This window comes from Taklimakanibacter albus (assembly GCF_016595235.1).
Taxonomy (GTDB): domain Bacteria; phylum Pseudomonadota; class Alphaproteobacteria; order Rhizobiales; family Aestuariivirgaceae; genus Taklimakanibacter; species Taklimakanibacter albus.
Map to the genome: position 1 here is coordinate 983,302 of NZ_JAENHL010000008.1, position 25,375 is coordinate 1,008,676.

Annotated in this window: 29 protein-coding genes; 11 read left to right on the plus strand and 18 right to left on the minus strand. The window is 61.9% G+C overall.

What is annotated here, in order from left to right:
- Positions 1–48: 48 nt before the first annotated feature.
- The 3 genes from JHL16_RS27620 to JHL16_RS27630 form a co-directional block, all read right to left on the minus strand.
- Positions 49–462: a hypothetical protein gene (locus JHL16_RS27620; RefSeq protein ID WP_200188105.1), complete on the minus strand. Its 414-nt coding sequence runs from the start codon at positions 460–462 to the stop codon at positions 49–51.
- A 217-nt stretch (positions 463–679) separates the two neighbouring features.
- On the minus strand, positions 680–1,480 hold the full coding sequence (locus JHL16_RS27625; RefSeq protein WP_200188106.1) for an alpha/beta fold hydrolase: 801 nt from the start codon (positions 1,478–1,480) through the stop codon (positions 680–682).
- Between the two features lie 143 nt (positions 1,481–1,623).
- On the minus strand, positions 1,624–3,129 hold the full coding sequence (locus JHL16_RS27630) for an MFS transporter (protein ID WP_200188107.1): 1,506 nt from the start codon (positions 3,127–3,129) through the stop codon (positions 1,624–1,626).
- 102 nt (positions 3,130–3,231) lie between these two features.
- Between JHL16_RS27630 and JHL16_RS27635 the strand changes: the two genes are divergently transcribed.
- Positions 3,232–4,131, plus strand: a complete 900-nt coding sequence (locus JHL16_RS27635; RefSeq protein ID WP_200188108.1) for a LysR substrate-binding domain-containing protein — start codon at positions 3,232–3,234, stop codon at positions 4,129–4,131.
- Positions 4,132–4,134: 3 nt separating this feature from the next.
- Here the strand turns inward: JHL16_RS27635 and JHL16_RS27640 are convergent, their stop codons facing one another.
- Both JHL16_RS27640 and JHL16_RS27645 read right to left on the minus strand, forming a co-directional pair.
- Positions 4,135–4,614, minus strand: a complete 480-nt coding sequence (locus JHL16_RS27640; protein WP_200188109.1) for an SRPBCC family protein — start codon at positions 4,612–4,614, stop codon at positions 4,135–4,137.
- Between the two features lie 5 nt (positions 4,615–4,619).
- A complete protein-coding gene (locus JHL16_RS27645; RefSeq protein ID WP_200188110.1) occupies positions 4,620–4,952 on the minus strand; it encodes an ArsR/SmtB family transcription factor in 333 nt (110 codons plus the stop codon).
- Between the two features lie 111 nt (positions 4,953–5,063).
- Here JHL16_RS27645 and JHL16_RS27650 point away from each other — a divergent pair, with 111 nt between their 5' ends.
- Positions 5,064–5,705, plus strand: coding sequence for a dihydrofolate reductase family protein (locus JHL16_RS27650; protein WP_200188111.1), 642 nt, complete (start codon positions 5,064–5,066; stop codon positions 5,703–5,705).
- 108 nt (positions 5,706–5,813) lie between these two features.
- On the opposite strand, the gene JHL16_RS27655 is transcribed toward JHL16_RS27650, so the two are convergent.
- From JHL16_RS27655 to JHL16_RS27665, 3 genes are all read right to left on the minus strand, one after another.
- Positions 5,814–6,335: an SRPBCC family protein gene (locus tag JHL16_RS27655; protein WP_200188112.1), complete on the minus strand. Its 522-nt coding sequence runs from the start codon at positions 6,333–6,335 to the stop codon at positions 5,814–5,816.
- Positions 6,313–6,678, minus strand: coding sequence for an ArsR/SmtB family transcription factor (locus JHL16_RS27660; protein ID WP_200189563.1), 366 nt, complete (start codon positions 6,676–6,678; stop codon positions 6,313–6,315). The genes JHL16_RS27655 and JHL16_RS27660 overlap by 23 nt, the downstream gene beginning before the upstream one ends.
- A gap of 79 nt (positions 6,679–6,757) precedes the next feature.
- Entirely contained in the window at positions 6,758–7,648 is an 891-nt protein-coding gene (locus tag JHL16_RS27665) for an alpha/beta fold hydrolase (protein ID WP_200188113.1), read from the minus strand.
- Between the two features lie 89 nt (positions 7,649–7,737).
- Here JHL16_RS27665 and JHL16_RS27670 point away from each other — a divergent pair, with 89 nt between their 5' ends.
- Positions 7,738–8,268 (plus strand): dihydrofolate reductase family protein, encoded by a 531-nt coding sequence (locus JHL16_RS27670; RefSeq protein WP_200188114.1) that lies wholly within the window; start codon positions 7,738–7,740, stop codon positions 8,266–8,268.
- 16 nt (positions 8,269–8,284) lie between these two features.
- On the opposite strand, the gene JHL16_RS27675 is transcribed toward JHL16_RS27670, so the two are convergent.
- From JHL16_RS27675 to JHL16_RS27685, 3 genes are all read right to left on the minus strand, one after another.
- On the minus strand, positions 8,285–8,842 hold the full coding sequence (locus JHL16_RS27675; protein WP_200188115.1) for a hypothetical protein: 558 nt from the start codon (positions 8,840–8,842) through the stop codon (positions 8,285–8,287).
- Between the two features lie 90 nt (positions 8,843–8,932).
- Positions 8,933–10,102: an arabinose transporter gene (locus JHL16_RS27680; RefSeq protein ID WP_200188116.1), complete on the minus strand. Its 1,170-nt coding sequence runs from the start codon at positions 10,100–10,102 to the stop codon at positions 8,933–8,935.
- Positions 10,103–10,207: 105 nt separating this feature from the next.
- The gene (locus tag JHL16_RS27685) at positions 10,208–10,864 is read right to left on the minus strand and encodes an O-methyltransferase (RefSeq protein ID WP_200188117.1); all 657 of its coding nucleotides are present in this window, start codon (positions 10,862–10,864) and stop codon (positions 10,208–10,210) included.
- A 90-nt stretch (positions 10,865–10,954) separates the two neighbouring features.
- On the opposite strand from JHL16_RS27685, the gene JHL16_RS27690 reads away from it, so the two are divergent.
- Positions 10,955–11,602, plus strand: coding sequence for a TetR/AcrR family transcriptional regulator (locus JHL16_RS27690; RefSeq protein ID WP_200188118.1), 648 nt, complete (start codon positions 10,955–10,957; stop codon positions 11,600–11,602).
- A gap of 235 nt (positions 11,603–11,837) precedes the next feature.
- Positions 11,838–14,036 (plus strand): DEAD/DEAH box helicase, encoded by a 2,199-nt coding sequence (locus tag JHL16_RS27695; RefSeq protein WP_200188119.1) that lies wholly within the window; start codon positions 11,838–11,840, stop codon positions 14,034–14,036.
- 124 nt (positions 14,037–14,160) lie between these two features.
- Here JHL16_RS27695 and JHL16_RS27700 read toward each other — a convergent pair whose 3' ends face one another.
- The 3 genes from JHL16_RS27700 to JHL16_RS27710 all read right to left on the minus strand — a co-directional run bounded on the left by JHL16_RS27700 (position 14,161) and on the right by JHL16_RS27710 (position 15,717).
- Entirely contained in the window at positions 14,161–14,331 is a 171-nt protein-coding gene (locus JHL16_RS27700; protein WP_200188120.1) for a hypothetical protein, read from the minus strand.
- Between the two features lie 106 nt (positions 14,332–14,437).
- The gene (locus JHL16_RS27705) at positions 14,438–15,145 is read right to left on the minus strand and encodes a hypothetical protein (protein ID WP_200188121.1); all 708 of its coding nucleotides are present in this window, start codon (positions 15,143–15,145) and stop codon (positions 14,438–14,440) included.
- Positions 15,142–15,717, minus strand: coding sequence for a hypothetical protein (locus JHL16_RS27710; protein WP_200188122.1), 576 nt, complete (start codon positions 15,715–15,717; stop codon positions 15,142–15,144). Before JHL16_RS27710 ends, JHL16_RS27705 begins: the two co-directional genes overlap by 4 nt.
- A 226-nt stretch (positions 15,718–15,943) precedes the next feature.
- On the opposite strand from JHL16_RS27710, the gene JHL16_RS27715 reads away from it, so the two are divergent.
- The 3 genes from JHL16_RS27715 (at position 15,944) to JHL16_RS27725 (ending at position 17,596) form a co-directional block, all read left to right on the plus strand.
- Positions 15,944–16,372: a plastocyanin/azurin family copper-binding protein gene (locus tag JHL16_RS27715; protein WP_200188123.1), complete on the plus strand. Its 429-nt coding sequence runs from the start codon at positions 15,944–15,946 to the stop codon at positions 16,370–16,372.
- A 20-nt stretch (positions 16,373–16,392) separates the two neighbouring features.
- Complete coding sequence (locus JHL16_RS27720) at positions 16,393–17,205, plus strand: methyltransferase domain-containing protein (protein WP_200188124.1); 813 nt, start codon at positions 16,393–16,395, stop codon at positions 17,203–17,205.
- Positions 17,206–17,284: 79 nt separating this feature from the next.
- Positions 17,285–17,596: a hypothetical protein gene (locus JHL16_RS27725; protein ID WP_200188125.1), complete on the plus strand. Its 312-nt coding sequence runs from the start codon at positions 17,285–17,287 to the stop codon at positions 17,594–17,596.
- Between the two features lie 40 nt (positions 17,597–17,636).
- Here JHL16_RS27725 and JHL16_RS27730 read toward each other — a convergent pair whose 3' ends face one another.
- Positions 17,637–18,314 (minus strand): hypothetical protein, encoded by a 678-nt coding sequence (locus JHL16_RS27730; protein WP_200188126.1) that lies wholly within the window; start codon positions 18,312–18,314, stop codon positions 17,637–17,639.
- Between the two features lie 129 nt (positions 18,315–18,443).
- Between JHL16_RS27730 and JHL16_RS27735 the strand changes: the two genes are divergently transcribed.
- Positions 18,444–18,923 carry a VOC family protein gene (locus JHL16_RS27735; RefSeq protein ID WP_200188127.1) on the plus strand — a complete coding sequence of 160 codons (480 nt, stop codon included), beginning with the start codon at positions 18,444–18,446 and terminating at the stop codon, positions 18,921–18,923.
- A gap of 116 nt (positions 18,924–19,039) precedes the next feature.
- Here the strand turns inward: JHL16_RS27735 and JHL16_RS27740 are convergent, their stop codons facing one another.
- Entirely contained in the window at positions 19,040–19,405 is a 366-nt protein-coding gene (locus tag JHL16_RS27740; RefSeq protein WP_200188128.1) for a PRC-barrel domain-containing protein, read from the minus strand.
- Positions 19,406–19,570: 165 nt separating this feature from the next.
- On the opposite strand from JHL16_RS27740, the gene JHL16_RS27745 reads away from it, so the two are divergent.
- A complete protein-coding gene (locus tag JHL16_RS27745) occupies positions 19,571–21,385 on the plus strand; it encodes a M2 family metallopeptidase (RefSeq protein ID WP_200188129.1) in 1,815 nt (604 codons plus the stop codon).
- Positions 21,379–22,299 carry an NAD(P)-dependent oxidoreductase gene (locus JHL16_RS27750; protein WP_210346148.1) on the plus strand — a complete coding sequence of 307 codons (921 nt, stop codon included), beginning with the start codon at positions 21,379–21,381 and terminating at the stop codon, positions 22,297–22,299. Before JHL16_RS27745 ends, JHL16_RS27750 begins: the two co-directional genes overlap by 7 nt.
- Positions 22,300–22,314: 15 nt before the next feature.
- Here JHL16_RS27750 and JHL16_RS27755 read toward each other — a convergent pair whose 3' ends face one another.
- The gene (locus JHL16_RS27755) at positions 22,315–22,797 is read right to left on the minus strand and encodes a DUF1801 domain-containing protein (protein WP_200188131.1); all 483 of its coding nucleotides are present in this window, start codon (positions 22,795–22,797) and stop codon (positions 22,315–22,317) included.
- Between the two features lie 85 nt (positions 22,798–22,882).
- Positions 22,883–25,348 carry a CoA transferase gene (locus JHL16_RS27760; RefSeq protein ID WP_200188132.1) on the minus strand — a complete coding sequence of 822 codons (2,466 nt, stop codon included), beginning with the start codon at positions 25,346–25,348 and terminating at the stop codon, positions 22,883–22,885.
- Positions 25,349–25,375: the final 27 nt, after the last annotated feature.

Consider the following 25,375-nt stretch of genomic DNA (forward strand, 5'->3'; position numbering starts at 1 on the left):
CGTCCTCAGGTCTTTCACGCGTAAGGAACGCAGGGTGTTTCCGGATCCCTATTCACCTGTTCCACGGAGTTCACCAATGCTTTCGGCCATCAAAGAGGCCATCTCTTGTCTCGCTTTAAGGTCACTATATGGCTTCGACCATATTTCACGATAGTCACCCCTGCCCCAATCTTTTTTCGCATCCCATTCAACTATCTTGAGATCGGCCGGTACGTTGTCAGCGAATTGTACAACAGCAAATGACCTCCTGATCAGACCACCGTTCCTCGCTGAAGTTGTATTGATGTTGGCTTCAACATTCTGAACAGACGAATAAAGATCAATACTTGCATTGTTTGTGCGCTGCCTTCCTCCCTCCTTGACCCGAAAATCCTTGGGATCCATTTTGGAGATTCGGCAGGCAAGGGCGACAATCCCCTCCAACGTAGCTCGCGCCTCTGCTGCTGTCAGCTTCTCCGGCATATGTATCTCCTATCCGTTTGTCGCTTGAGACAGTATCACGAGGCGGATTTCCGTGACACGAATTTCGCTGACAGCACGGATTTCGGTGACAGTGCATTTAATTGCCAGGCCGCAGAGTAAATATCGGGGGGTGCCAAGATTAGTGCACTGTCACCGAAATCCCGGGGGACGCGCCAAGATTGATGCACTGTCACCGAAATTGACTGCCTTCGCTCCGTCAGCTGAGCAGGAATTCGCGGATTTGTCCGGCGACCGGTTCCGGCGCCGCCCAGAACGCACCGTGATCCTGGCCGGGCAGTGTCAGCACCGTGACCTTCGGCAGGAGCGCGGCCAGCGCGTCGGCGCCCGCGCGGAAATAGGGCTCGCTGTTGCCGCCGACGGCGACTGCAATCGGTGCGTCGATTGACCAACGGTCGGCGGGTAGGGGTTTGCCGTCCATAAGTCCCTGAAGAATTCGCCCCTCGTAAGCGAAGGTATGGGCGTAACGCGCCATCTCATTCCAGGACGGGTCCTGCTTCATCGACTCGATATACTCGGCGGGAACGCCGATCATATCCGTCATCACATATTCGACGGCCTCGCTGCGCTTGTCCGCCGCAACAAGCTCTTCCACATGATCGACATAGTCGGCGGGAGCTGGCGGCCGAGACTCATCAACGATGAACGGTGGCTCGTAAAGGTAGAGTCCCGTCACTCTGTTGCCGAGCGCGCTCGCCGCGTCGAGCGCGATCGCACAGCCGCCGGAACCGCTAGTCAAGGCCGCTGAGCCGCCTGCAATTTCTATAAGAGCGGCGATATCCTCGATTTCGCGGGCGGGGTTGTAGGGCTGTGGGTCACCGCTGCCGCCGCGGCCCCGGCGATCGAAACTGATCACCGTGAAGTGCTCCGACAGGATCTTGGTCAGGCCGGCGACACCAGTGTGATCCTCGGCGACGTTGCTGATCACGATGATCGCCGGGCCGGAGCCGGTCTTCTCGTAGGCGATCGTGGTGCCGTCGGCGGAGGTGATGGTCTGCATTATCGTGTTTCCCTGAGGTGTTCGAGCAGGTTGCCGAGACGGTCGAGGGCCTCGGCATAGCTCGACCGTAACTGCCACGCAGAATATTTCTGTGACAGCGCATTTAATTGCCACGCCGCAGAGGGAATACCTAGGGTAATGCGTCAAGCACGAGCCGGCTTTGCGAAGCCGAATATCAAGAAGCTGATTCCGGCCAGAATCCAGACTCCTACTCCGCCGTAGAGCAAGACCCAACCGAAACCGTCCACAAGGGCCGCATGAATGATGGCGCCGGATATGTTCTGCTCGGGCGAAATGACCGCGCCGGCGGCGATCTTTTCCGCCAGCGGCCGCAACAATGCGGCGTCGGTGACGCCGGGAAGCGTACCTCTCAGCGAGGCTTGAACGCCTTCGACCAGGATGAACCCCATAAGCGCGATGTTGAGCGTGAGTGAGACCATCCGCGCGCTCATATCGATGCCGGACGCCATACCCGCGCGGTCGCTTGAAACCGAGCCGGTCGTCGTGTTGGTGACCGGGGTATTGGTCAGGCCGAGGCCAATCCCGGCGAGCAGGCACCCAGGCAGCATCGTCAACCAATCTGCGTGCGCAGCAGCGCTGCCAAACTTCATCAGAATGAAGCCGACGCCGATCGTGAACAGTCCGGCCGGAATGACGAGACCGGGCCGGTAGCGCAACGAAAGCCGTTCTCCCAAAGGCGGCATCACAAGCGTCGGCAGCGTGTAGGCGAGCAATGCGAGACCGGCGGAGACGCTGTCATAACCAAGCCCGGCCTGGAACCAGATCGGGAGATAGATCATGAAAGGCCAGTAGCTGAGGTTCATCGCGGCCGAGCCGATGATCGCACCCGAAAAAGGACGGACACGGAATACCGAGAAGTCGAACATCGGTCGCCGGCTGACCTTCTCGGCGATGAGGAAGGCGATGAGGCTCGCGATGGAGGCGCCGAGGATCGCCAAGGCACCCGGGCTGGCGAAGCCGAGATCCGGTCCCTGCGTGATGTAGAAAACCAGACAGAAGACGGACAGCGACAGCGTCAGGATGCCAGCAATATCGAGGCTGCCGGCCTTCGGGTCCTTCGATTCATGAACGCCGCTCGCGGTGAGCACGAGTGCCAGGACCGCAAACAGCACGTGGATGAGAAACACCCACTCCCAGCTCGAAACCGCGACGATCGCGCCACCGATGATCGGCCCGAAGCCCAGACCAATGCCGAAGACGATCCCCCACCAGCCCCATGCGATCGCGCGCTCCCGTCCGCCCTGGAATTCATGCGAGAGCACGGCAATCTGACAGATCAGCATCGCGCCACCACTCATGCCTTGAAGAAACCGGGCGATGATCAGCGTCGAGACGCTCTCAGCCACGCCGCAGATCAGTGACGTCAGGCCGAACGCTGCGATGGAGATTAGGAAAATGCGCTTGCGTCCGTAACGATCGGCCAGCGTTCCCGTCGCCATCAACACGGTCGTCACCGCGATGGTGTAGGCGTTCATGATCCACTGGAGCTGCTTGAAGTCCGCCTGCAACACCCGCTCCAGCGTCGGCAGGATCGAGGGAATGCTGGAGATCTCCAGTCCAAACATCAGGCACGCCAGGCATACGGCGACCAATACGACGACGCCTCGACGGCTCAGTGCAGAGTGCATAGTTTCGGCCTTTCAACATAATGGAGTGAAACTAGGCCCCGCTTGATCATTTTAGAATTGGGTGATTGACTATATCTGAGACAACAAATCAGGATGGTTCACATGATCACGCTGGACGTCGATGCCGTGAAGGCGTTCGTGACCATCGCCGATCTCCAGAATTTCACGCGCGCAGCCGAAGCGCTCGGCACCACGCAGGGTGCGATCAGCGTGAAGCTGAAGAGGCTGGAAGACCAGATCGGCAAGAAACTGATCGAGCGGACGCCGCGGCTGGTGCGTTTGTCGGCGCAAGGCGCGGTGTTCCTCGAGTCTGCGCGAGACTTCCTCGCCGCACATGACCGCGCCATAACTGGGCTGTCTTCAGTCCGGCGCCGCTTCACGCTCGGCATTGCCACCCATGTCGGTGGGCCGGAAGTTCCGACAGTGCTGGCGCGGCTGAGCGCGCACGACCCGGCGCTCACCATCGAAGTGCGGCTGAACGATTCCCGTGACCTTCTCGACGCTTTTGAGCGCGGTGAAATCGATGCGGCGATCATCCGCCGGGAGGACGACCGACGCGATGGCGAGGTCCTCGCGCCGGAGCATTTCGGCTGGTTCGCCACGCCGGACTTTGTGCATCGCGCCGGCGAGCCCCTGCGCCTGGCTGCATCCTCACCCTCATGCGGCATCCGGAACATCACCACGCGGGCGCTCGACGCCGCGGGAATACCGTGGACGGAGGTTTTCCTCGGTTGCGGTTCCTTTGCCGTTGCCGACGCCGTCGCGGCCGGCCTGGCCATCTCGGTATTCTCTTACCGGCTTGCGCCGCCGGGCACGGTCGAGGTCAGCCGGCGGCTCGGACTCCCTGCCCTTCCTTCATCCGAGATCGTGCTGCTTTCAACGCTTTCGGATGCGAGATCCCGCGCAGCGCTCAGAACGCTTGCGGCTGCCTTTCGTGAACACCGCCCCCATCACGACAGCGCGCCAAGGAAACGCACAGCGAGTATGGAGTCTACTGTTTAGCGTTCAGCCGTCCAGCCAGGCAGCGAGACCGTCCAGTGTCTGCAGCCCGTATTCGACCGCGCCGAAGCCGATGACCACCTGTCGCCGCTCACGGCTGGGGTGGAGCTGGCGCATGGTCAGCACAGTCTTGCCGTCGGCCTGCTCATCGAAGGTCACCGTGACGCGGAAACGGTCAGGGTCGTTTGGTTCGGGCCTGCCATAGTCGATCACGATCCGCTCGTTCGGCACGATCTCCAGAAAACGCATCAGGTTCGGGAAACGCCGCTCCCGGCCCTCGAACACGCCCACCATGTCGAAGCGCCAGACCCCACCCGCGCGGATATCGGCCTCGTGGCTCTCGATGCTCATGCCGGCCGGACCGTACCATTGCGCCAGGGCCTCGGGGTCCATCCAGGCGGCAAAGACCTTCTCGCGTGGGTGGTTCAGCAGCTTGACGAGCACGATCTCGCGATCGAGCGACCAGGTCTCAAACGGATTTGCCATGACCCTTATTTTTTCTCCGCCTTGTCCAGGTAGACTTCCAGCCGATCCAAGCGCCTGGCCCAGCTCCGGCGCTCCGTCTCCATCCAGTCCGCCGCCTCGTTGAAGCGCGTCTGCACCAGCCGGCACCAGCGGCTGCGCCCGCGCTTCTCGCTGGCGATCAGCCCGCAATCTTCCAGGACCTTGAGGTGCTGGGCGAAGGAGGGCAGCGCCATGTCGAAGGGCTCGGCCAGGACACTGACCGGCACCTCGCCCTCGGCAAGCCGCGAGACGACCGCGCGGCGGGTCGGGTCGCTGAGCGCGTGAAAGGCCAGATCGAGAGGAGTCGAATGGTGGGGCATGTAAGTCAGTAAAGGGGGCCGGTGACGGTGGTCAAGGACAAAAAGGTACTTGCCTTAGTATTCGATCCCATATACTTAGGCAAGTACCTTAGTTTGTAAGAGGACCTCCCCGTGGCAGTTCGTATCGATCTCAACATTTCACTCGATGGATTCGCGACAACGACGGACCAGACGCCCGAAAAACCGTTCGGCGAGGACTGGCCACGCCTCGTCGCTGCGTATGCCGCGACAAGGACATTCCGCGAGCGCGTGTTCAAGGACACCAGCGGCAAAGGCACGACGGGCATCGACGACAGATATGCAAGCGATTACTTCGCAAATATCGGCGCGGAGATCATGGGCGCCGGCATGTTCGGACTCCACAACTTTCCCGACGATCCGGACTGGCGTGGATGGTGGGGAGAAGAGCCGCCCTTCCGGGTCCCGGTCTTCGTCCTGACTCACAAGCCGCGGCCCTCCACCGAAATGGCCGGCGGCACAGTGTTTCATTTCATCAACACGACACCAGCCGATGCGCTCCGTCAGGCTGTCGCCGTTGCCGATGGAAAGGACGTGCGGATTGGCGGCGGCGCCAGTGTCGCGCGCGACTTCCTCAAGGCAGGACTCGTCGATCGCCTCCACGTCGCCATCACCCCGATCCTGCTTGGCCGAGGCATCCGCCTCTGGGACGATCTGCGCGGCCTTGAAGCGGGCTACATGGTGAAGACAGAAACCGCAGAGAGCGGCATCGTCCATATTATATTCGAACGTTAGCCGCTGGAGCGCCGGGTGCTTCGGTGTACTCCCCGGCGCTCTATCTCATTTATTTTACGCATTGCCCGGGAACCGCACGCACTTCCCGGGCCGATGCTCCAGCAGACGCTACGGTTCTCGTGGCAACCGTCCCGTCCCCAGCGTGACGAGAAGCTCGTCCAGCTGCTCGAACTGCTCGGCCATGCTCTCCTCCATCCCGATGGCTTCGTCGAGCGCTTCCTTCGAGGGATAAAGCTCGCGCAGGACCAGCAGTGTCTTGCCGTCTTTTTCCTCGAAGGTCACCGTGGTGATGGGCGCGTCGGTGGCTTCCTCATTGGTCCAGACGATGCGTGAAGGCGAGGTCGCTTCGAGATACTTGCCGAAGAACGCCATGGCGTCCGAAGCGTCGTGTCCGAATTCGAGGCGGTAACTGCCCCCGGCACGGACATCCATCTCGCAGGAAAGCAGGGGCACGCCCATCGACTTCGGCGCCCACCAGCGCATGAACAGCTCGGGAGTGGTCCAGGCTTCGTAGACGATGCGCGCCGGGGCGTCGAAGGTCCGCGTGACGACCAGCTCCCGGTCTGACTTCCGTTCCGCCGTCGTTCGGTTCTTCTTCGGGTCGGACTCATTCTCTCTTCTTTCGACCATCGGCTTTTTCCTTCCGCTTCAATTCCTCGACAACCTGATCCAACGCGTCGAAGCGCGCATCCCAGAGCCGGCGGTATCCCTCGATCCAGGCCGCCTCTTCCTCCAGCCGGCGTCGGCCGAGCTTGCAGGTCCGCACCCGCCCCACCTTCTGCGTGACGACGAAACCCGCCTGCTCCAGGACGCCGACATGCTTCTTCATGCCCGTGAGGGTCATGTGGAATTTTTCGGCAAGCTCCGTGATCGACGCGTCCGAACGCCCGAGCTGCTCCAGGACGCCGCGCCGGGTGGCGTCCGAGAGCGCGGCGAAGGAGGAATCGAGACGCGCTGCAATATACTGAACCATATGGTTCAGTATATAAAGCATGGATTGGCGGCATGCAAGGGGGCATCCTGCATGATCCGGGTGGTGGAAGGAGCCCGGGCTACTCGCCGGCCGAGTGGGAATGAAGGGTGTTCAGAATGAACGCACGCATGAGCGCCGCGCATTCCTGATGATGCGTCTCGAGAAGGAGATGCGCTCCATCATAGATGTGCATGTCCAGACGGTCGAGCTCGCGGGCATAGGACAGCACTTCCTCAATCTCGAAATACGGGTCGTGCCGCCCCCAGAGCATCAGCGCGGGCGGCTGATGCTTGCGATGATAGGCCGAGATTTCCGGAAAGCGGGCGATATAGCGGCCATAGTCTTCAAAGATGCGGAACTGGATCTCGACGAGGCCCGGCCGGCTCATCCGCTCCCAGTCGAGATGCCAGCCCTCGGGCGCGAAGAGCGGCTTGAGCCGATCCGGAATCTTGCCGACATAGGTGTCCTTGGTCCCCTTGAAGTTCAGCCATTCCGGCAGCCTGGCGCGGTTCTCCGGGGTGGGATCAGCCCAATAGGCCTTGTTCGGCTCCCAGTCCGGGCCCAGCCCCTCCTCATGGGCATTGCCGTTCTGGATGATGAGCCCCAGCACACGATCCGGCCGCGCCAGCGCCAGGTCATAAGCGACAGGCGCACCGAAGTCGTGGATGTAGAGAAAGAAGCGCTCCAGCCCGATCTGCCGCGTCAGGTCATCGATCGTCCGCGCCATCGCATCGAACGTGTATGGGTAATCGCCGGGCGCCTCGGTGAAGCCGAAGCCGGGCAGATCGGGCGCAACGACCCGCGCCACCTCCGCCAAGGGGCTGATGACATCGCGGAAGCTGTAGGAAGAGCTGGGCTGACCATGGAGCAGCAGCAGGCCGGGCGCGCCGGTCTGTCCCGCCTCACGGTAGAACAGGCTCACGCCGTTCACGTCGAGCGTGCGATGCCTGGTCCTGTGTATGTCGAGCACGGCCGTTCTCCTTCCACGGATAGGAGAACTCGCAAGGGTGCGCTAAAGTTCAATGAGATCAGCATATGCCGCAAGGAAAGAGAGATCGTATGGCCAAGCTCGTGTTCGGGATGAACCAGTCGCTCGACGGCTATGTCGACCATATGGAGTTCGGACCGAGCCCAACGCTCTTCCGCCACTTCATCGAAGAGGCTCGGGCGCAGGCGGGCAGTGTCTATGGCCGTTGCGTATATGAGCTCATGCGGTATTGGGACGATGAACATCCGGAATGGGATGAAGACCGGCGGGCCTTCGCGGCGGCGTGGCGCAGGCAGCCGAAATGGGTCGTCTCACGCACGCTGACGTCAGTCGGCCCCAATGCCCGGCTTGTCGAAGGCGATCTCGCAGTCGCGATGCGCAAGCTGAAGGCCGAGCATGAAGGCGAGATCGAAGTTGCCGGCCCGGATCTGGCGCGCAGCCTCACCGAGCTCGGCCTGATCGATGAGTACCGCATCTACCTGCACCCCGTCGTGCTCGGCGGCGGCAAGCCCTATTTCGCCGGCCCCCGGCCGCCGCTCCGCCTCGTGGCGCATGACCGGCTCGACGCGGATGTGATCAGGCTGCGGTACGTTCCGGCGTGAGCCGCAGTCACGGTGTTCAAGGTTTCTTCTTCAGGGTCTTGACGCCCTCGGCGTCGGCATGCCTGGCGTCGCGTTCGAGCGACAGGAAGATCGTGACCCTGAGATCGTCCGCATAGGGCGCCTTGAATTTCATCGTATGCACGAAACTGTCGTCATGCCCCGGCGGGAAGCTGATGGCCGAGGTCTGGCCGTTGACGCTGAACACCGCATAGGCGTTCACGCCCTCCAGGCACAAAGCGTATCCCTGGAAATTGAAGGGGATCTCGGCGCCCTTATCCGCGTCGGACACAGGAATGACCATCGAATAGCTGCGCGTGACGACGGGGGTCGCCACCGGATTGCGGCCCAGGCCGATCTCGAGACCATTGAAATCGATGCTGAAGGCCTGCTTGTCATCGGTCGGCGCGTAACTCGTATTCTGCTCGCTCGAGAAACTCAAAGCCTTGCCGAAGCTGACCGGATCCGCCGCCACATCGACAGCCGAAAGCGCGACAAAGGCGGAAAGATAGGTCACGCCGATCAGTCGGCGCGCCGTCGTCGAGGTGAGCACGGAATGCTGAAGAGCCTTCTTCATGACCATTCTCCATCTCGTTCCAGACAATACAGGGTGCGGATGAGACCATATTTTCCGGACACACCGCACGTCTGTGGCGAATGCCACAAGTCAGGATGTCGCGCGGATCGACAGCACGACCCAAAGACCCAGCGTCGCGGCGAGCCCGCCGATGAGAAAGACGGAAGAATAACCCCAGTGGTCGGCCAGCATGCCGACGACCGGACCCGTGGCGCCATAAGCGAGATCCTGGAACGCCGCGAAGCCGCCGACCGCGGTGCCGCGCAGATGCGCCGGCACGCGCTTGACGACTTCCGATCCCATCGCCGGAAACACCATCGAGCAGCCGATGCCGGTCAGCAACGCGCCGGCGAGCGCCGCCTCAGGCCCCGGCGTAAGCCACAGCAGATATTGCCCGCAGGCCTCGACGATCAGCGAGACGATCGCGACACGCTTACCGCCGATGCGGTCCGGCAGGTGGCCGCAGCACAGGCGCACCAGAACGAAACCGACGCCGAAGCAGGTGAGGCCGAGGCCCGCATGCGGCCAGCCTTTGCTCAAGAAATAGAGGGAGAAGAAGGCGCCGAGCCCGGCAAAGCCGACGCCCTGCAACCCTACCGCGGCGCCCGGTTTCCAGATACGCCCGATGATCTTCCAGAAGGATTCGCGCTGACCGGCGTGCGTTGCGACGGCCGGAATCCAGTGAATGGCGATCATCCCGACGAGCGGCAGCAACGTGCAGACGAGCATCAACCCGGCGAAGCCCAGCCGGTCGAGCAGCATCAGGCCCAGCGGCCCGCCGGCGGCGAAGGCGCCATAGATGCCCATGCCGACCAGCGAGATGACTTGCCCCGAGCGAGCCTGCCCCATCAGGCCGATGGCCCAGGCGACCATGCCGACCATGGCCACGCTCTCGCCGAGCCCGAGCAGAAGGCGACCGATGATGAGCACGGCGTAGCTTTCCGGCGTGGAAAGCCCGGACCAGCCTGCAACAACGCAGACCCCTCCCGCCACCGCGTAGAGGAGCAGGCCCCGCTGCATAGCGCGCTTGCCGCCGATCCGGTCCGACCAGGCGCCGGCCCAGCCGCGGGTCAGGATCGTCGACAGAAACGCGATGCCGACGGCCAGACCGCCCCAGGCATTGCCGAGGCCGAGCCCCTGCACGACATGGACCGGCACCGCCGGCAGCGCCATGGCGACGGTGAGATAGGACAGAAACAAAGCGACCGTCAAAGCGAGGACGCGGCGATAAGCGAGATTCGGTGGTTCAATGTCGGACATGTTCAAGCTCTCATGGTGGATGAGTGCGTTGAATGACGTTGAACGCTTACGGCCGCCGATGCGGCATTGTGGATCGAGGACGGTTGCGAGATGGAAACGCGGGCTTCAGCCGAGCCGCAGCGACAGCTCGACATCTTCGGCGAAGGGCACGGACAGGTAGCCGCCGCCCGGTTTGCGTACGCGCTCCAGATAGTCCGGGCAATAATCGGCATTGTCCGCGACGATGAGCGCGCCGGGCCTGAGACGACTTTCCAGCAAGCCCAGGATTTCGGGATAAAGCGACTTCGCGCCGTCGAGCAGCACGAGATCGATGGCGTCGGGAAGATCGGCATTGAGCGTTTTGAGGGCATCGCCCTCGCGGATGTCGACCAGGTCGATGACGCCGCCCTCGCTCAGATGCCGGCGGGCGCGGGCGACCTTGGACGGCTCGAACTCGCTGGTGATCAGGCGGCCACCGCCATTGTCGCGCAGCGCCGCCGCCAGATGCAGTGTCGAAATGCCGAATGACGTGCCGAACTCGACGATGTTGCGGGCGGCTGAGCTGCGCGCCAGCATGTAGAGCAGGACGCCTGTCTCGCGCGACACCGGGAGCCACAGATCCTTCATCAGCCTGTAGAGGCCAAGATATTCGGTCTTGCTGCGCATCAGCCTCTCGCGCTCGTCGCGGGTGAGGACGCCTATGGCCGGGCTGGTCGCGGCATCGGCCTCCTGGAACAGGCGATCGAGGAGCGGCGCCATGGGTGCTGTGGTGAGAGTGGTCATCGGGAAATCCATGAGAAAGGTTGCTTCGTGGTGGAATTAGAAATACGATTAATTCGTCGCATTTTCTAATCGCATTCCCGGAAAGCCTCTATGCCGGACCGCCCAACACCCCGTATTTCCTCACGAAAAATCCCCAAGCAGGCCCGCTCGACGGAGCTCGTTTCGTCCATTCTCGAGGCGGCTGTTCAGGTTTTGGCGGCGGAGGGCGCACAGCGTTTCACGTCGGCCAGGGTGGCCGAGAAGGCCGGGGTCAGCGTCGGGTCGCTCTATCAGTATTTTCCGAACAAGGCGGCCATCCTGTTCCGGCTGCAGAGCGACGAATGGCGGCAGACGACCGCGCAGTGGGCAGTAATTCTTGGCGACGCCTCGCGATCGCCGCCCGACCGGCTGCGCAGCCTCGTCCACGCCTTCGTCCGCTCCGAATGCGCGGAAGCGGCCCTGCGCACGGCTCTCGACGATGCGGCGCCGCTCTATCGCGATGCCCCGGAAACATTGGAGATTCATGGCGAAGGCGACCGCATCATCAAAAGCTTCATGCGCGAGGCGCTTCCGGCGGCGTCCGATGAAACCCGCGAGCTGACCGGCGACCTGATCATCACCACGATCACCGCGGTCGGAAAGGAATTCTCGGAAACACCCCGGACGGAAGCCGAGACGAACGCCTATGCCGACGCGCTGGCCGACATGGTCTGCGCCTATCTGTCCAAGCTGGAGCCTGCCTGGACCCGGCAGGATTAGAACCGAATTGCCACCACGCTTTATCTTCTTGTTTGCGCATGATCTTTCCGGAAAACCGCTGCGCACTTTTCCGGATCATGCTCTCGGATAATATTGCCAGCGATCATTCGCCACTGTTGCTTGTCGCCGCGCAAAGCTTTACCACCCTCACTCGTTTGCCCGGTCATGACGCACCGGCAACCTATTCCGTTTCAAATCGCTGTTTTTTACGGCCCTCATCAAGGTCTGACATTTCGTGACATTCTTGCCGACAAGCCCACCGCTCGCCCGCGCTTTGGCCGAGCGCAACTACACCGATCCGACGCCCGTGCAGGCGGCGGTGCTCGCCGATGAGGCCGCCGACCGCGATCTCCTGGTCTCGGCGCAGACCGGCTCCGGCAAGACGGTGGCCTATGGGCTGTCGATCGCCAAGAACCTGCTCGGCGACACGGAGCGCTTCGAAAAAGGCGCCGGCAAGCCGCTGGCCCTGATCGTGGCGCCGACACGCGAGCTGGCCCTGCAGGTGCAGCGCGAGCTCACCTGGCTCTATCAATATGCCGGAGCGCGCATCGTTTCCTGCGTCGGCGGCATGGATCCGCGCCGCGAGCAGCGCGACCTCAGCCAGGGCGCGCATATCGTCGTCGGCACGCCGGGGCGGCTGTGCGACCATCTGCGGCGCGGCCATCTCGACGTGTCGGAATTGAAGGCCGTCGTGCTCGACGAAGCCGATGAGATGCTCGATCTGGGCTTTCGCGAGGACCTGGAAGCCATCCTGGAAACCACGCCGGACACCCGCCGCAGCTTGCTGTTCTCGGCGACGCTGCCGCGCGGCATCGTGGCGCTGGCCAAGCAATATCAGAAAGACGCCTTCCGCATCGCCGTCACCGGCGACGAAGGTGGTCATGCCGATATCGAATATCGCGCCGTCAGGGTCGTCGCGCGCGATATCGAGCATGCGGCCGTCAATGTGCTGCGCTATTTCGAATCGCCCGCGGCCATCGTCTTCTGCAACACGCGCAATACCGTCCGGCATCTGCAGGCAGCACTGCTCGAGCGCGGATTTTCCGTCGTCGCCCTGTCGGGCGAGTTGACGCAGAACGAGCGGACGAACGCGCTGCAGTCTTTGCGCGACGGACGGGCGCGTGTCTGCGTCGCTACCGACGTCGCGGCGCGCGGCATCGATCTGCCGAATGTCGGCCTCGTCATCCATGCCGATCTGCCGAATGACCCGGCGACCCTGCAGCACCGATCCGGGCGCACCGGCCGCGCGGGGCGCAAGGGCGTGAGCGTGCTGCTGGTGCCGCCGTCGCGCGTCCGGCGCACGGAATCGACATTCGCCCAGGCCGGCATCGAGGCCATATGGGGCACCGCGCCGCAGGCGGAAGACATCCGCAAGCTCGATCATCAGCGCATGCTCGAGGGGCCGCTCTTCACCGAGGAGTCGAGTGAGGATGATCTGGTCCTGGCGCGCACATTGCTCGCCGAACGCTCGGGCGAGGAAATCGCCGCGGCGCTGGCCCGGCTCTATCGCGCGCGGCTGCCGGCGCCCGAGGACATCATCGATCCGGGCCCCGGCAAGGACCGGGCGCGTCACGAGCGCGGCGACCGGCGCGACGAGCGCACTCCGCGCGGCGATGACGGCCACATGGGCACGGAATCGCGGCGGAAGAAGCCGGAATTCCGCCAGAACATGGAGGGCAGCGTCTGGTATCGCCTGAGCGTCGGACGCAAGACGAATGCCGAGGCCCGCTGGCTGATTCCGATGATCTGCCGGCGCGGCGATATCGGCAAGCAGGATATCGGCGCGATCAAGGTCTATGGGACGCACAGCGAAGTCGAGATCTCGGCCGAGGCGGCGGAACGGTTTTCAGAGAACCTGAAACGCCCCGACCAGGAAGAGAACATCCGCATCGAGGCGATGCCGGCCGGCCCGCAAGGCGAAGCGTCGTTCGAAAGACCTGCCGATAAACCAGCGGGCTACGGCAAGCCCTATAAGGGCAAGGCTCGTCACGACGACAAACCCCGTCACAAGCCGTATCAGAAGCATCGTGACGAGGCCCCTGGCGACGGCGCTCCCCGGTCTTGGAGCAAGCCGGAATTCGGCAAGAAGCCGTGGCACAAGAACAAACCTGCCGATGCCGGGATGCCGGCCAGCCCGCAAGGCGAGGCCGCCTTCGAAAAGCCCGCCGACAAACCCGCCAGCTACGGCAAGCCCTATAAGGGCAAGGCCCGTCACGACGACAAGCCCCGTCACAAGCCGTACCAGAAGCATCGTGACGAGGCCCCTGGCGATGGCGCTCCCAAGTCGGGGACCAAGCCGGAATTCGGCAAGAAGCCGTGGCACAAGAACAAGCCTGCCGATGCCGGTCGGCCGCCGCGTGACCCCGCCGCCCCGTTCGCCAAGCCCAAATTCGGCAAGAAGCCGAAGAAGAAGAAAAACAAGGATCGCGGTTGAGGTGGTACGCCCCGGTCATTTCGATGATGTGATCTGAGCCTCCCGGCAGCCCTCTGTCTGCAATCAGTCGGGCCGATGTCCATTTTACTCCCGAGAAAAATGGCGGCGCCGGGTGAGGCGATGCTCACTCGTGCTGACAGGTTTTTGCCGCGGATAGCACATTGGTGACCGCATCATACCCGATGTAGCAAGAATATTTGCCGAGCCCCTCTTGCCAGCATGTCATCGCATCGCCTTTTGTGCCGAAATATTCAGAGCCGGCGGCATCGTTGTACTTGGAGGCGTGAAGCGTCATAGCCTCATAGAGAGCGAGGGCAGCTTGGTAGAACCATCCAGGATGAGGCGCATCAACATGTCGGAGCTTATCCCGATGCCTGCGGGCTCAGTCGGTCCGACTCCATTCAGCCATCGGTGTCGCTCTGACTTATGGCGACAATGCGCTCCCGCACAAGATCGACGCGGCCTTCCGGCCCCCTGATGTTGCCGGCGAGAAAATGATCAAAGTCATCATGCTTCAGCAAAGCCCGGAACTGCTCTGCGATGTAGTAGCGAACGTCTTCGTCGAGAGCCTGAATTTCAGCGACGAGTTCGTCCCGTCCATCGACGACGAGAAGAATGTCCTCCATGTCGTGGCTTCCTAAGAGGTCGTTTTTGCCGCGGCCAAGATATGCTTCCAGCTTCGTCGCCAGAAACATTTCTGGTGTGAGGCATTTGATGTTCAGCGTCTCGCTCAGAGGGTGATAGAGCGCCGTTGCAATGCCTTTGGAATACCAGCGATTGCTAAAGCCGAGAATGCTCGCATCGTCAGGCATAAAATCAACTTTGAGGGCACCAAGCCGCATCCGGCAAATCACGTCGTCCTCTGGAGACTCCGTAAATCCCTTTTGACGCAATTCCTCTTGCAGTTTCGCCCATTGCGTATGGCCGACGAGATCAACAATCAAATCCACATCATCGGTTACTCGTACGCCTTCGAGCGTGATCGCATCCGTAATGAAAAGAGCCGTCGTGCATCCGCCGACGAAGACCAACCGGTCCCGGAGATCGTCGCCTAACGCCTTGGTGACTGTTTCCAACATAAGATGCAGCTGGCCCTTAACAGTCATCATTTTCCCAAAAACCTCTCTGAGATCTGTTCGGCCGCGAGCCCAGCTTCTCTCTGATTTCCAAGCCTGATCGCGTCAATGAGGGCTAGATATTCATAAAGGCGATCATCCTTCAAAGCCGCTTCCGGCACGCTCTTGAATAGGGGGTCGACCGATTGTCCCATGTCTTTGCCCTTGGCGAACGGCCAGACGTAAATGTATTCGCCGGCGCTCATCAGTAGTTTCTTCAACGAGGGAGCAGCAAAAGCTGTGGGCACACCCCGCATCATGGCGCCAGGCCTTGCCGGGAAAACAAATTTCAGTCCGTGGACAATAAAATTGCGAAGGTTGCGGCGGTTGGGTTTAGCCCGGCCGGAATCGTGGTCTTTGATCGCAAGCCCAGAGGAAATACTCCGTTTGATCGAAGCATTCACTTCGGTTTTGCTGATTCCGAGGGACGATTCAAGGCCGCGGACTGAAAATGGATCCTCATGGCGTATGTCTCTCCGAGGATGCCGAAGCCCGTGCTGCTCGTCCTGCTCGTCCTGCTCCAAGCTCGCAAGTTTAAGCAATATGACGATATCCTGGCTTTTCATGTTCGTCCCCTGTCCTAGGACAAAGGACACTGCGTCATGAACCAGCTTTCGTCAAGTCATCCTTGCCAAACGACTGTCGACGCAAGCGGTTGCCGCGACCATGGTAATCGAGCTCCTCCGTGAAGAACCAACCCGCCTAACTAAACTTTAAGTCGGAGCCGGAAGGTTCTTGCCCTAGTGTTTTGCCTCGGCGGGCGGCGGATACTCCTTCAGGGGAACAACCATCATGCATCTGCGAATGCTCGTCGCGACCGCTATCCTGTCATCGGCAATCACAGGGACGGCGTTCGCGGCCGCGCCTGCGAAAATCAAGGTCTCGCTACTCGGCGAAGGCGGCGCCGGCATGGAAATCAAGCTTTCACAATCGACGGTGAAGGCAGGCAAAATCCAGTTCGACGTAACCAATGACGCGATAACCGAAAGTCATGAGGTGGTCCTCGTCAAGCTCAACTCCCCGGACCAGGCCATCCCCGTCGTCAAGGAGAAGCACCGGATCGATGAGGGCAAGCTCAAAGCGCTGGGCGAGGTAGAGGGCCTCAAAGCCGGAGAGCACGGGAAACTCGTCGTCACCCTGCGGCCCGGCGCCTATGAATTGCTGTGCAACATCAAGGGTCATTATGAAGCGGGGATGCACACCGTTCTCGTGGTGAAGTAGACAGGCAGAGGGTGGTCGCCGTGCTGGAAGCGGACAAGGTCTTCGCCGGCTCGATTCCGGAAAACTACGACCGCTACATGGTGCCGTTGATCTTTGCGCCGTTCGCCGCGGATATTGCGCGACGAGCGGCGTCCCTATCGCCGGGCGCCGTTCTGGAAGTCGCCGCGGGCACCGGGGCCGTCACCCGCGTCCTGGCACCGACGCTGTCTCCCGGCTCAAGCTATGTCGTCACCGACCTCAACCAGCCGATGCTCGACTACGCCGCGTCGCGGCAAGCTCCCGATCGCCGCATCACGTGGCGCCAGGCGAATGCTCTGGACCTACCCTTTGAAGACGCGGCCTTCGATCTCGTTTGCTGTCAGTTCGGCGCGATGTTCTTTCCGGACCGCTCATCGGCCTACCGCGAAGCAAAGCGCGTCCTGAAGCCCGGCGGACATTTTCTGTTCAATGTGTGGGATCGCATCGAAGAGAATGTATTTGCCGATGACGTGACGAATGCGCTCGCCCGGGTTTTTCCGAACGATCCGCCGCGCTTTCTGGCCCGCACGCCGCATGGCTATCACGATACGGCACTGATCCGCCGCGAGCTGGAAGATGCGGGCTTTTCTCATGTGGCGATCGAGACGCGCGCCGAACAAAGCCGCGCTTCCTCGCCGCGCCTGCCGGCCGTCGCCTATTGCCAGGGTACTGTTCTGCGCAGCGAGATCGAAGCCAGGGATGCGGGAGGACTGGAAGCGGCCACCGACTACGCCGCAGCCGCGCTGGCGAAGAAGCATGGCAGCGGCGAGGTCGCCGCCAAGATTCAGGCCCATGTCATCATTGCCGTGAGCTAGCACGGCATAGCCCAAATGGATCAGGCCATCGCCGGCCGGCGCCTATAGTCTCGAGCCTTCGGAAGCGAAGGAGAGAGTCTTGCCGTACGATCGCTGGTTCCTTGTCTTGATTGCGACCCTCCTGCTGGCGGGCGCGGCTGCCCCCGCCAATGCGGCGACCTCGGAAGAGGTCACCAGAAAATTCGCCGAATGCCGCGCCAAGCTGGGAAAATTCTATCTGGGCGTCGAGCTGACCAAGAAGGATCAGCTCAAATGCATCAAGAGCAAGAATGCTGCCGGCGCCCGCGACGTCCTCAAATCCGGTGAGGCGAGCTGCAAAAAGAATGGGCGTCCCCTGTTGGGCGCGTTCGACGATAAGGGCAAGCTGAGCTGGATATGCGGAAAAAAATGAGGCTGGCGGGCGAGGCTGAGTGCGGCCGCCTGATCTTGCCTCACCGGCTCAGCATGTGATCCGCCAGGCTGTAACAGTGGCTCGCCTGATAGGCATTCCGGCCCCGATTCATATGGGTGAGGTTGAAGGCCCGGATGGCACGCAAGGAATGGCGCGTTGCGATGAATTTGCGGATCGACGCGATGCCGCGGACCTTGATGCCGAAAATATCCTCACCGCGCGGGATGAACCAGCTGACATCCTCCGGCGTCGTGGCGCAGCGCGCGAGAAGAGCTTCATCCACCTGGCCCGGCTCGGGTGAGTGGTCCCTGGTGAAATCCGAAAGATGCACCAGGAACAGCGCACGGATGCCGTCACCTTCCGCATAGAGCGAAAAAAGCTCCATCCAGCTCGCATTGATGCGGATGAGCGCCTTGCCAGGCGTCGAGGGCAGACAGGAAACCGACCAGTAGTGCCGCTCGGTCGTGCCCGGGATCGGGATGCAGTCGCGACCGTAGAGCCCGAGAATCTCCAGGACCTCCTGCGCCTGCGGCCGGCGGAGCAGCCTCTGATATTTCGCGACATATTTGAGACGCAGCTCCGGGGACTCCTGACGCTCGCCGGTATCGCGCAAGGCCGCCTTGCCTTCCAGCCATTTACGCTGCTGCCCGAGATCGAGAAATCGCCGCAGTCCGGTCGTGCTTTGGCGCGCAGTCGCGCTCACGTCAGTGGTCCTCATTCTGCACATCGCTCAGTGGTCGTATCATATCGCCGGCCTGAATACGTCAGGAGTGTCAGGCCAAAACGCTCACCGGCGGCTGTTGAAATAGTACCCAAGTTCATCGACTGCCGGAATGCAGGAACACTCATGACGGCCGAGGCGTTGTTCAAGTACCGCAATCGTTTCCCTTACGCTCAGCAGATGGAGAGCCAAATGAACATCGCACCGCAATTGGCCTTCTCGGGGCAATGTCGACAGGCCTTTGAGTTTTACGTCCAATTGCTGGATGGCAAGATCGTCGTCATGAACACGTTCGGAGGCAATGAAGACAGAGCTCTGCCGCCTGGTTCGACGGCGGGCGAGGCCGATCAGATCAGATTTGCGGAGATCCGCATCAGAGACTCAGTGCTGAGGGGCAACGATGTTCCTAAAGATCAATTCATCCCGATGAAGGGTTTTAGTATTTCACTGCACGTCAAGAAGGCGGATGACGCGCGACGGATTTTCGATGCGTTGAGTGACGGCGGCCTTGTAACCACGCCGCTGAGCAAAGTCGATTGGGCCGCTCAATTTGGCATGGTGACGGACAAGTTCGGTGTACCCTGGATAATTCTCGGACTGGAATGAGTACTGCAGGAATGAGAATTCAACTGCGCGCCGGGTAACGCTAAGGTGCCGGCGACGGCGCAGTTTCACCGTCTCCGACACCTTAGAGCATGTTGTCGCTGCGCGCTCTGAATTGGCTACTGCCAGTACGGGTCGACCTTATAATAGTCGTACGAAGCGTCACGCGCCTTCATGCCGTCATTTTCGGTCAACTCGTCGACCGAATAGGACGGCGCCGCCTTCAGCTCGTCCTTGCTGTAGGGCACGATATAGCCGCCTTTTTTCTCGTCATAATCCAGCGAAGCCCACGGTATGGCGTGATACTTTTCGCCCATGCCGAGAAAGCCGCCGAAGCCGACCACGGCGAACATGATGCCGTTCTTGGTCTTCTCGAGCATCACATCCTTGATTTCGCCGATGTGATCGCCGGCGGGGTTATAAACTTCCGTTCCGATGACGCGGCTGGCGCGGATGGCGTCGGTATGACCTGTTGCGGTGGGCATGGTTATCTCCTGCTTGGAAGGGGTACCTCAATACAGAGCAAACCGGCACGCCCGGTCTTTGTTCCATTTTCGAGGATAAGTGTCAGCGGCCGCAAAATAGTTGGAAGCGTGGCCACCCAAACAGTATGCTCAACTCTCCGCCACAGCCCACATGAGGAGATCCCCATGAAACGCGCCCTTCTGGTCACGACGACGATGGTCGGCCTGATGTTGCAGGCGACGGCGTTTGCGAGAGCCGACAGCCCGACGGTCGCGGATGTGGAGAAGTTCCTGAAAGGGGCGGAAGCGCAGCTCGCGGCGGAGTCGGTCAGGGTCAACCGGATCCAGTGGGTGAACAGCACCTATCTCACCGAAGACACCGATGCGCTGGCGGCGGAAGCGGGCGCGCGGCAGACCGAGCTCGGCGTCCGGCTCGCCATCGAGGCGGCCAAGTTCGACAAGGTGCCGGGCCTGTCGGATGAGATCAAGCGCAAGCTCACCATTCTCACAGGCGGCATCGTGCTGCCGGCGCCGACCACGGCGGGTGCGGCGGATGAATTGAGCAATATCTCCACCAAGCTGCAGTCGGACTATGGCAAGGGCGAAGGCACGTTGCTGGGCAAGCCGATCAACGGGTCCGACATCGAGGAGCAGATGTCGCTCAACCGCGATCCCGAGCAACTGAAGGAAATGTGGACGAGCTGGCACGACAAGGTCGGCGCGCCGATGCGTGACGACTACACGCGGCTGGTGGAGATCGCCAATCAAGGCGCCACGGAGCTCGGCTACAAGGATGTCGGCGCCATGTGGCGGTCGCAATATGACATGCCGGCCGAAGATGTCGCCAAGCTGACCGACAAGATCTGGTCGGATGTGAAGCCGCTTTATGACGACCTGCACTGCTATGTGCGCGGCAAGCTCAACGAAAAATATGGCGACGCCGTCCAGGCCAAGACCGGGCCGATCCGTGCCGACCTGCTCGGCAATATGTGGGCGCAGGAATGGGCCGGCATCTACGACATCGTGGCGCCTGCCGGCGCCGGCGATATCGGCTTCGACACGACCGAGCTGTTAAAGACGGCCGGATATGACGAGAAGAAGATGGTCGAAGCCGGCGAAGGTTTCTTCACCTCGCTCGGCCTCGAAAAGCTGCCCGCCACCTTCTGGACCCGCTCGATGTTCCTGAAGCCCGCCGACCGCGAGGTCGTGTGCCATGCCTCGGCCTGGGATATCGACAACCAGGACGATCTGCGCATCAAGATGTGCATCAAGGTCAATGCGCAGGATTTCACCACCATCCATCACGAGCTCGGGCATAATTATTATCAACGCGCTTACAAGGCGCAGGACTTCCTCCATATGAACGGCGCCAATGACGGCTTCCATGAAGCCATCGGCGACACCATCGCGCTGTCGATCACGCCGGAATATCTGGTCCAGATCGGCCTCCTGCCCAAGGACAAGGTGCCGAGCGCCGACAAGGATATCGGCCTCCTGTTGCGCCAGGCGATGGACAAGATCGCCTTCATGCCCTTCGGCCTCCTGGTCGACAAATGGCGCTGGGGCGTCTTCGACGGCTCAGTCAAGCCCGACGGCTACAATGCGGCGTGGAACGACCTGCGGCTGAAATATCAAGGCATCACGCCGCCGGTCCAGCGCAGCGAGGCCAATTTCGATGCCGGCGCCAAATATCATATCCCGGCCACGACGCCCTATTTGCGGTATTTCCTGGCGAATGTCCTGCAGTTCCAGTTCTACAAGGCCGCCTGCGAGCAGAGCGGCTGGAAAGGTCCGCTGCATCGCTGCTCCTTCTATGGCAACAAGGAGGTGGGTAAGAAATTCAACGCCATGCTGGAAATGGGCGCGTCCAAACCATGGCCTGATGCGCTGGAAGCCTTCACCGGCCAACGCGAGATTTCAGGCGATGCGATCATCGCCTATTTCGCGCCGCTGCAAAGCTGGCTGAAGGAGCAGAACAAGGGCAAGAGCTGCGGCTGGTAGGCAGGAGCACGCGCGTGCGTTACGGTTATATCGGCCTCGGCAATCTGGGCGGACATCTGGCGGCGAGCCTGCTCAAAGCCGGCTTCACGGTCACGGTCCATGACAAGGATCGCGCGGCGGCGAGCCGGCTCCTGGCGCAAGGCGCGGCATGGGCGGATACGCCGGCCGCCCTTGCCGGGAGCTGTGACGCCGTCATCACCTGCCTGCCCTCGCCGACGGTCTCGGAGCTGGTTCTGCGCCAGATGCTCACGACCATGAGGCCGGGAACGACGTGGATCGAAATGTCGACGCTCGGCCGCGACGAGATCCTGCGCCTGGCCGCACTTACCGCCGAAAAGGACGTGCGCGTGATGGAGCTGCCGGTGACCGGCGGCGTCCATCTGGCCGCGCAAGGAAAGATCACCATGCTGGCGGGCGGCGACAAGGATCTGTTCGAGCTGCACCGGCCGGCGCTCGAAGCGATGGGCGACAAGATCTTTCATATGGGCCCGCTCGGCAGCGCCGCGGTGATCAAGGTCATCACCAACATGCTGGCTTTCATCCATCTCGTGGCCGATGGCGAGGCGCTCATGCTGGCGAAACGCGGCGGGCTCGATCTCGGCCAGGCCTGGGCGGCGATCAAAGCCAGCTCCGGCACCAGCTTCGTCCATGAGACCGAAGGCCAGCTCATCCTCAATGGCAGCTACGATATCGCCTTCACCATGGATCTCGCCCTCAAGGACCTCGGCTTTGCGATGAAGTTCGGCCGTGAATTCGACGTGCCGCTCGATCTGGCGACCTTGACCCAGCAGACCTTCGTCAAGGGCAAGGAAGCCTATGGCGGCGAGGCGCAGTCGACGCAGATCGTCAAGCTGCTCGAAGATGCCGTCGGCACCGATCTCCGGGCGCCAGGTTTTCCCGCCCGCCTGGAGTGAGAAGCGAAGGGCCGCTTACATCCGTTCGCCCGGCAGCTTGCTCGCCTGCTTGACCCAGTCGATGAACTGCGCCGCGTCGATCTCGTCGTCTTCATAGATATCGAGATAACGCACCTCCTTCTGCTTGGAGGTACCCGGCGGCAGAGGTTTCAGATGCGCGCCGCGGAAGAAGGCGACCTTCACGTATTTCGTCATGCAATGGTAGCCGAGGAACCAGACATCCTTCTCCGTGCCGTAGAACGGCGAGTTCCATTTGACCGCCTTCGCGACCTTGGGGAAAGCCTTGACGATCAGCCGGTCGAGTTCCTTGCCGACGCGGTTCTTCCAGCCCGGCATCGCCGCGATGTATTTCTGGACGGGCTCGTCGCCATAGGCCTTGGCGATCTGCGGATTGCCGCCCGAGAGGAGGACGACACCATCAGCCGCCTTCGCTGTAGCCGGGGATTTGCTTTTTGCGGCGGATTTCGCCGGCGCCTTCTTAGCCTTCTTCTCCGTCATGCTTTTACCCCTCCAGAATCACGCTGCGCGTTTCCAACATAGAGCAGGTCATCGCATAGCTACCAGGCTATGAGCTGGTCAAGCCTTACTCCGGCAGATATCTGGCCGACCAGCTTTCGCCGGCGGCGCCAGCGGCGAGCAGGTCCGCAATCTCAGCCTCGGAATAACCGAGCCGGGCCAGGACGGCGCGTGTCTGCGCGCCTGGCTTGGGCGTGGCTGCGGGAATGGTGATGGCGGCACGCTCGGGCCTGACCGCGTTGGGTGCCACCAGATCCACGAAGCGTCCCATCGCATGAAGATCATGCCTTATCGCGCGGTAGGTCGCCTGGGTGAGGTCGATGCCGCCTTGGCTTTCGCGCTGCAAGCCGGCCTCGCGGTTCAGCGACAATGAGCCGAGCGGAACCACGGACGAAGCGGTGCCGGTGAGATGTTGCGCCCAATAAGCGACAGGCCGGGTGGAGAAACGCAACGCAAGCGCCTCCACCAGATCGACCCCGGAGCGGTCAGCGAGTTCCGCCAATTCGGGTACGCCGGCCAATGCCTTCTCCCGCTCGGTGGGCGCGGCGAAGAACATCCAACCGTCAGAGGCGCGGTAGCAATGATAGAACGGCCCCCAGCCCCGGACATTACGGCCGGAGGGCTCGTCGAAGGCGGCGCGGCCCGCGTAGTCATACATGAACTGCGCCTGGATCATCGCGCCGCAGCCGGCGAGCGCCGCGCGCGCCACCCCGCCTCGCCCGGTGATCCGCCGCCGTTCCAGCGCCGCGCCGAGCGCAACACAGGCGGCATAACCGGTCAGCGCGTCGATGGTGCCGAAATGCGCATGTTCTTCGGGTGTATCGGCGCCGCCGCCGAAACGGACCATGACGCCGGTCGCCGCCTGCGCCAGGTCGTCATAACCCAGATGGTCGGATTTCGGTCCGCGCCGCGGCCCGCCCCAGGCATCGAGCTGCACGAGAATGGCGCGCGGGTTCAATACGGCCAATCGCTCCGGCGCAAGCCCGAGCGCGTCGCGCTGGGCGTCGGTGCCGTTCATGGTCACGACATCCGCCCTGGCGATCAGCCGCGCGAGCACCTCCCGCCCCTCAGATCGTCCCAGATCCAGCAGGATGCTCTCCTTGCCGCGATGCGCATGCAGGCCGAAGACCACCGCATTCCAGGGATCGACGGACGGCGTCACCGGTTGCACGGACACGATCTCCGCCCCGAAACGACTCAGCGTCGATCCGATCGTCGGTCCGGCAATGACGTTGGTCAGATCGACAACTTTCAATCCCTCGAGCCAGCCGCCAGTGCCTGAGACCGGCGCGCTGCTACGGGGTTCTGCGGCCAGAAGATCTGCGAGATCGGCGGGACTTTCGGATTGCTTGCTCAAAGCGCCGCCGTCGTCCAGGAGCCACGCCAGATTGCCCAGCTGCCGCATGCGGCCATGGCGCGGATCATCGACCTCGAGCACCAGGCCGGAAGCGAGGGCATGGGGATCGGCCAGCCATTCCTTCGTGCTGCGCTGCGCGGTTGCCGGCGCCTTGGCTGCACCGAACAACATCTCCCATTCCGACGAAGGGCGGGTGAGAAAGGCCGCCTGCATCGCCTGCGCGATGCGCCCCCGGTCGCGCGATCCGACGGGATAGTTACGCAAGCTCCATTCATCAGGCCAGTCGGTCCGGTCCAGATAGGCATCGAAATCCGGGAGCGTTGCCGCCAGTTCACCAAGGCCCAGAACCTGCAATACCCGGCGCGGATGGGTGACGATCGAGCAGGAGACGACATAGAATCCGCGCCCGTCGGCACAAATGTAGGTGCGATAGAACGGGTCCAGGAAATCACCGAGATCGGCATAGCTCAGATTCATCGGCAGTCCGGCGGCGCAGCGGCGGTCCAATTCCAGCTCACGTGGAGATTTGTAGCGCTCGGGGTAATTCTCGATCTGCTGGCAGTTATAGACGAGCCCTTCGAACAGCGCCGAGGCCAACGGCACCTCGATATGTTCTCCGCCATTGCGGTCACGCGCGCCCAGTGCAAACAGCACCGACATGGCGCCAAAGGCCGCGCCATAGGCCGAAGCGAGGCCCAGCGGTGTGAAGGAAGGGTTGATGCCCATCAGCTGCCGGTTGAGCCCCATATCGGTGAATTGCCCGGTGGCGGCAGCAATGACGGCCTCCCAGGCCGCAAGCGGCGCGCGTTCGGGATCGGTCGAGGCGAAGCCCGGCAGCGACAAGGTGACGATACGCGGATTCGCCTCCCGCAGTGCCGACGGACCGAGGCCAAGGCGCTCCATCACGCCAGGGCGGAAGTTCTCGATGACGATGTCGGAGCGGGCGGCAAGGTCCAGGGCGGCGGCGCGGCCAGCGTCGGATTTCAGATCAAGTTCCAACGAGCGCTTGCCGCGCGACAGCATATCGAAGGCCGGATCCTTCCAGCGCGGCCCTCCCGGCGGGTCGATGCGGATGACCTCGGCGCCGAGATCTACGAGCATCAGACCGACGAGCGGTCCCGCCAGATAGTGCCCGAAGTCGAGGACGCGAAGATGGGAAAGCGGACGAGTTGCCATGGCCGCAGGATGTGCCTTGGCGATCTT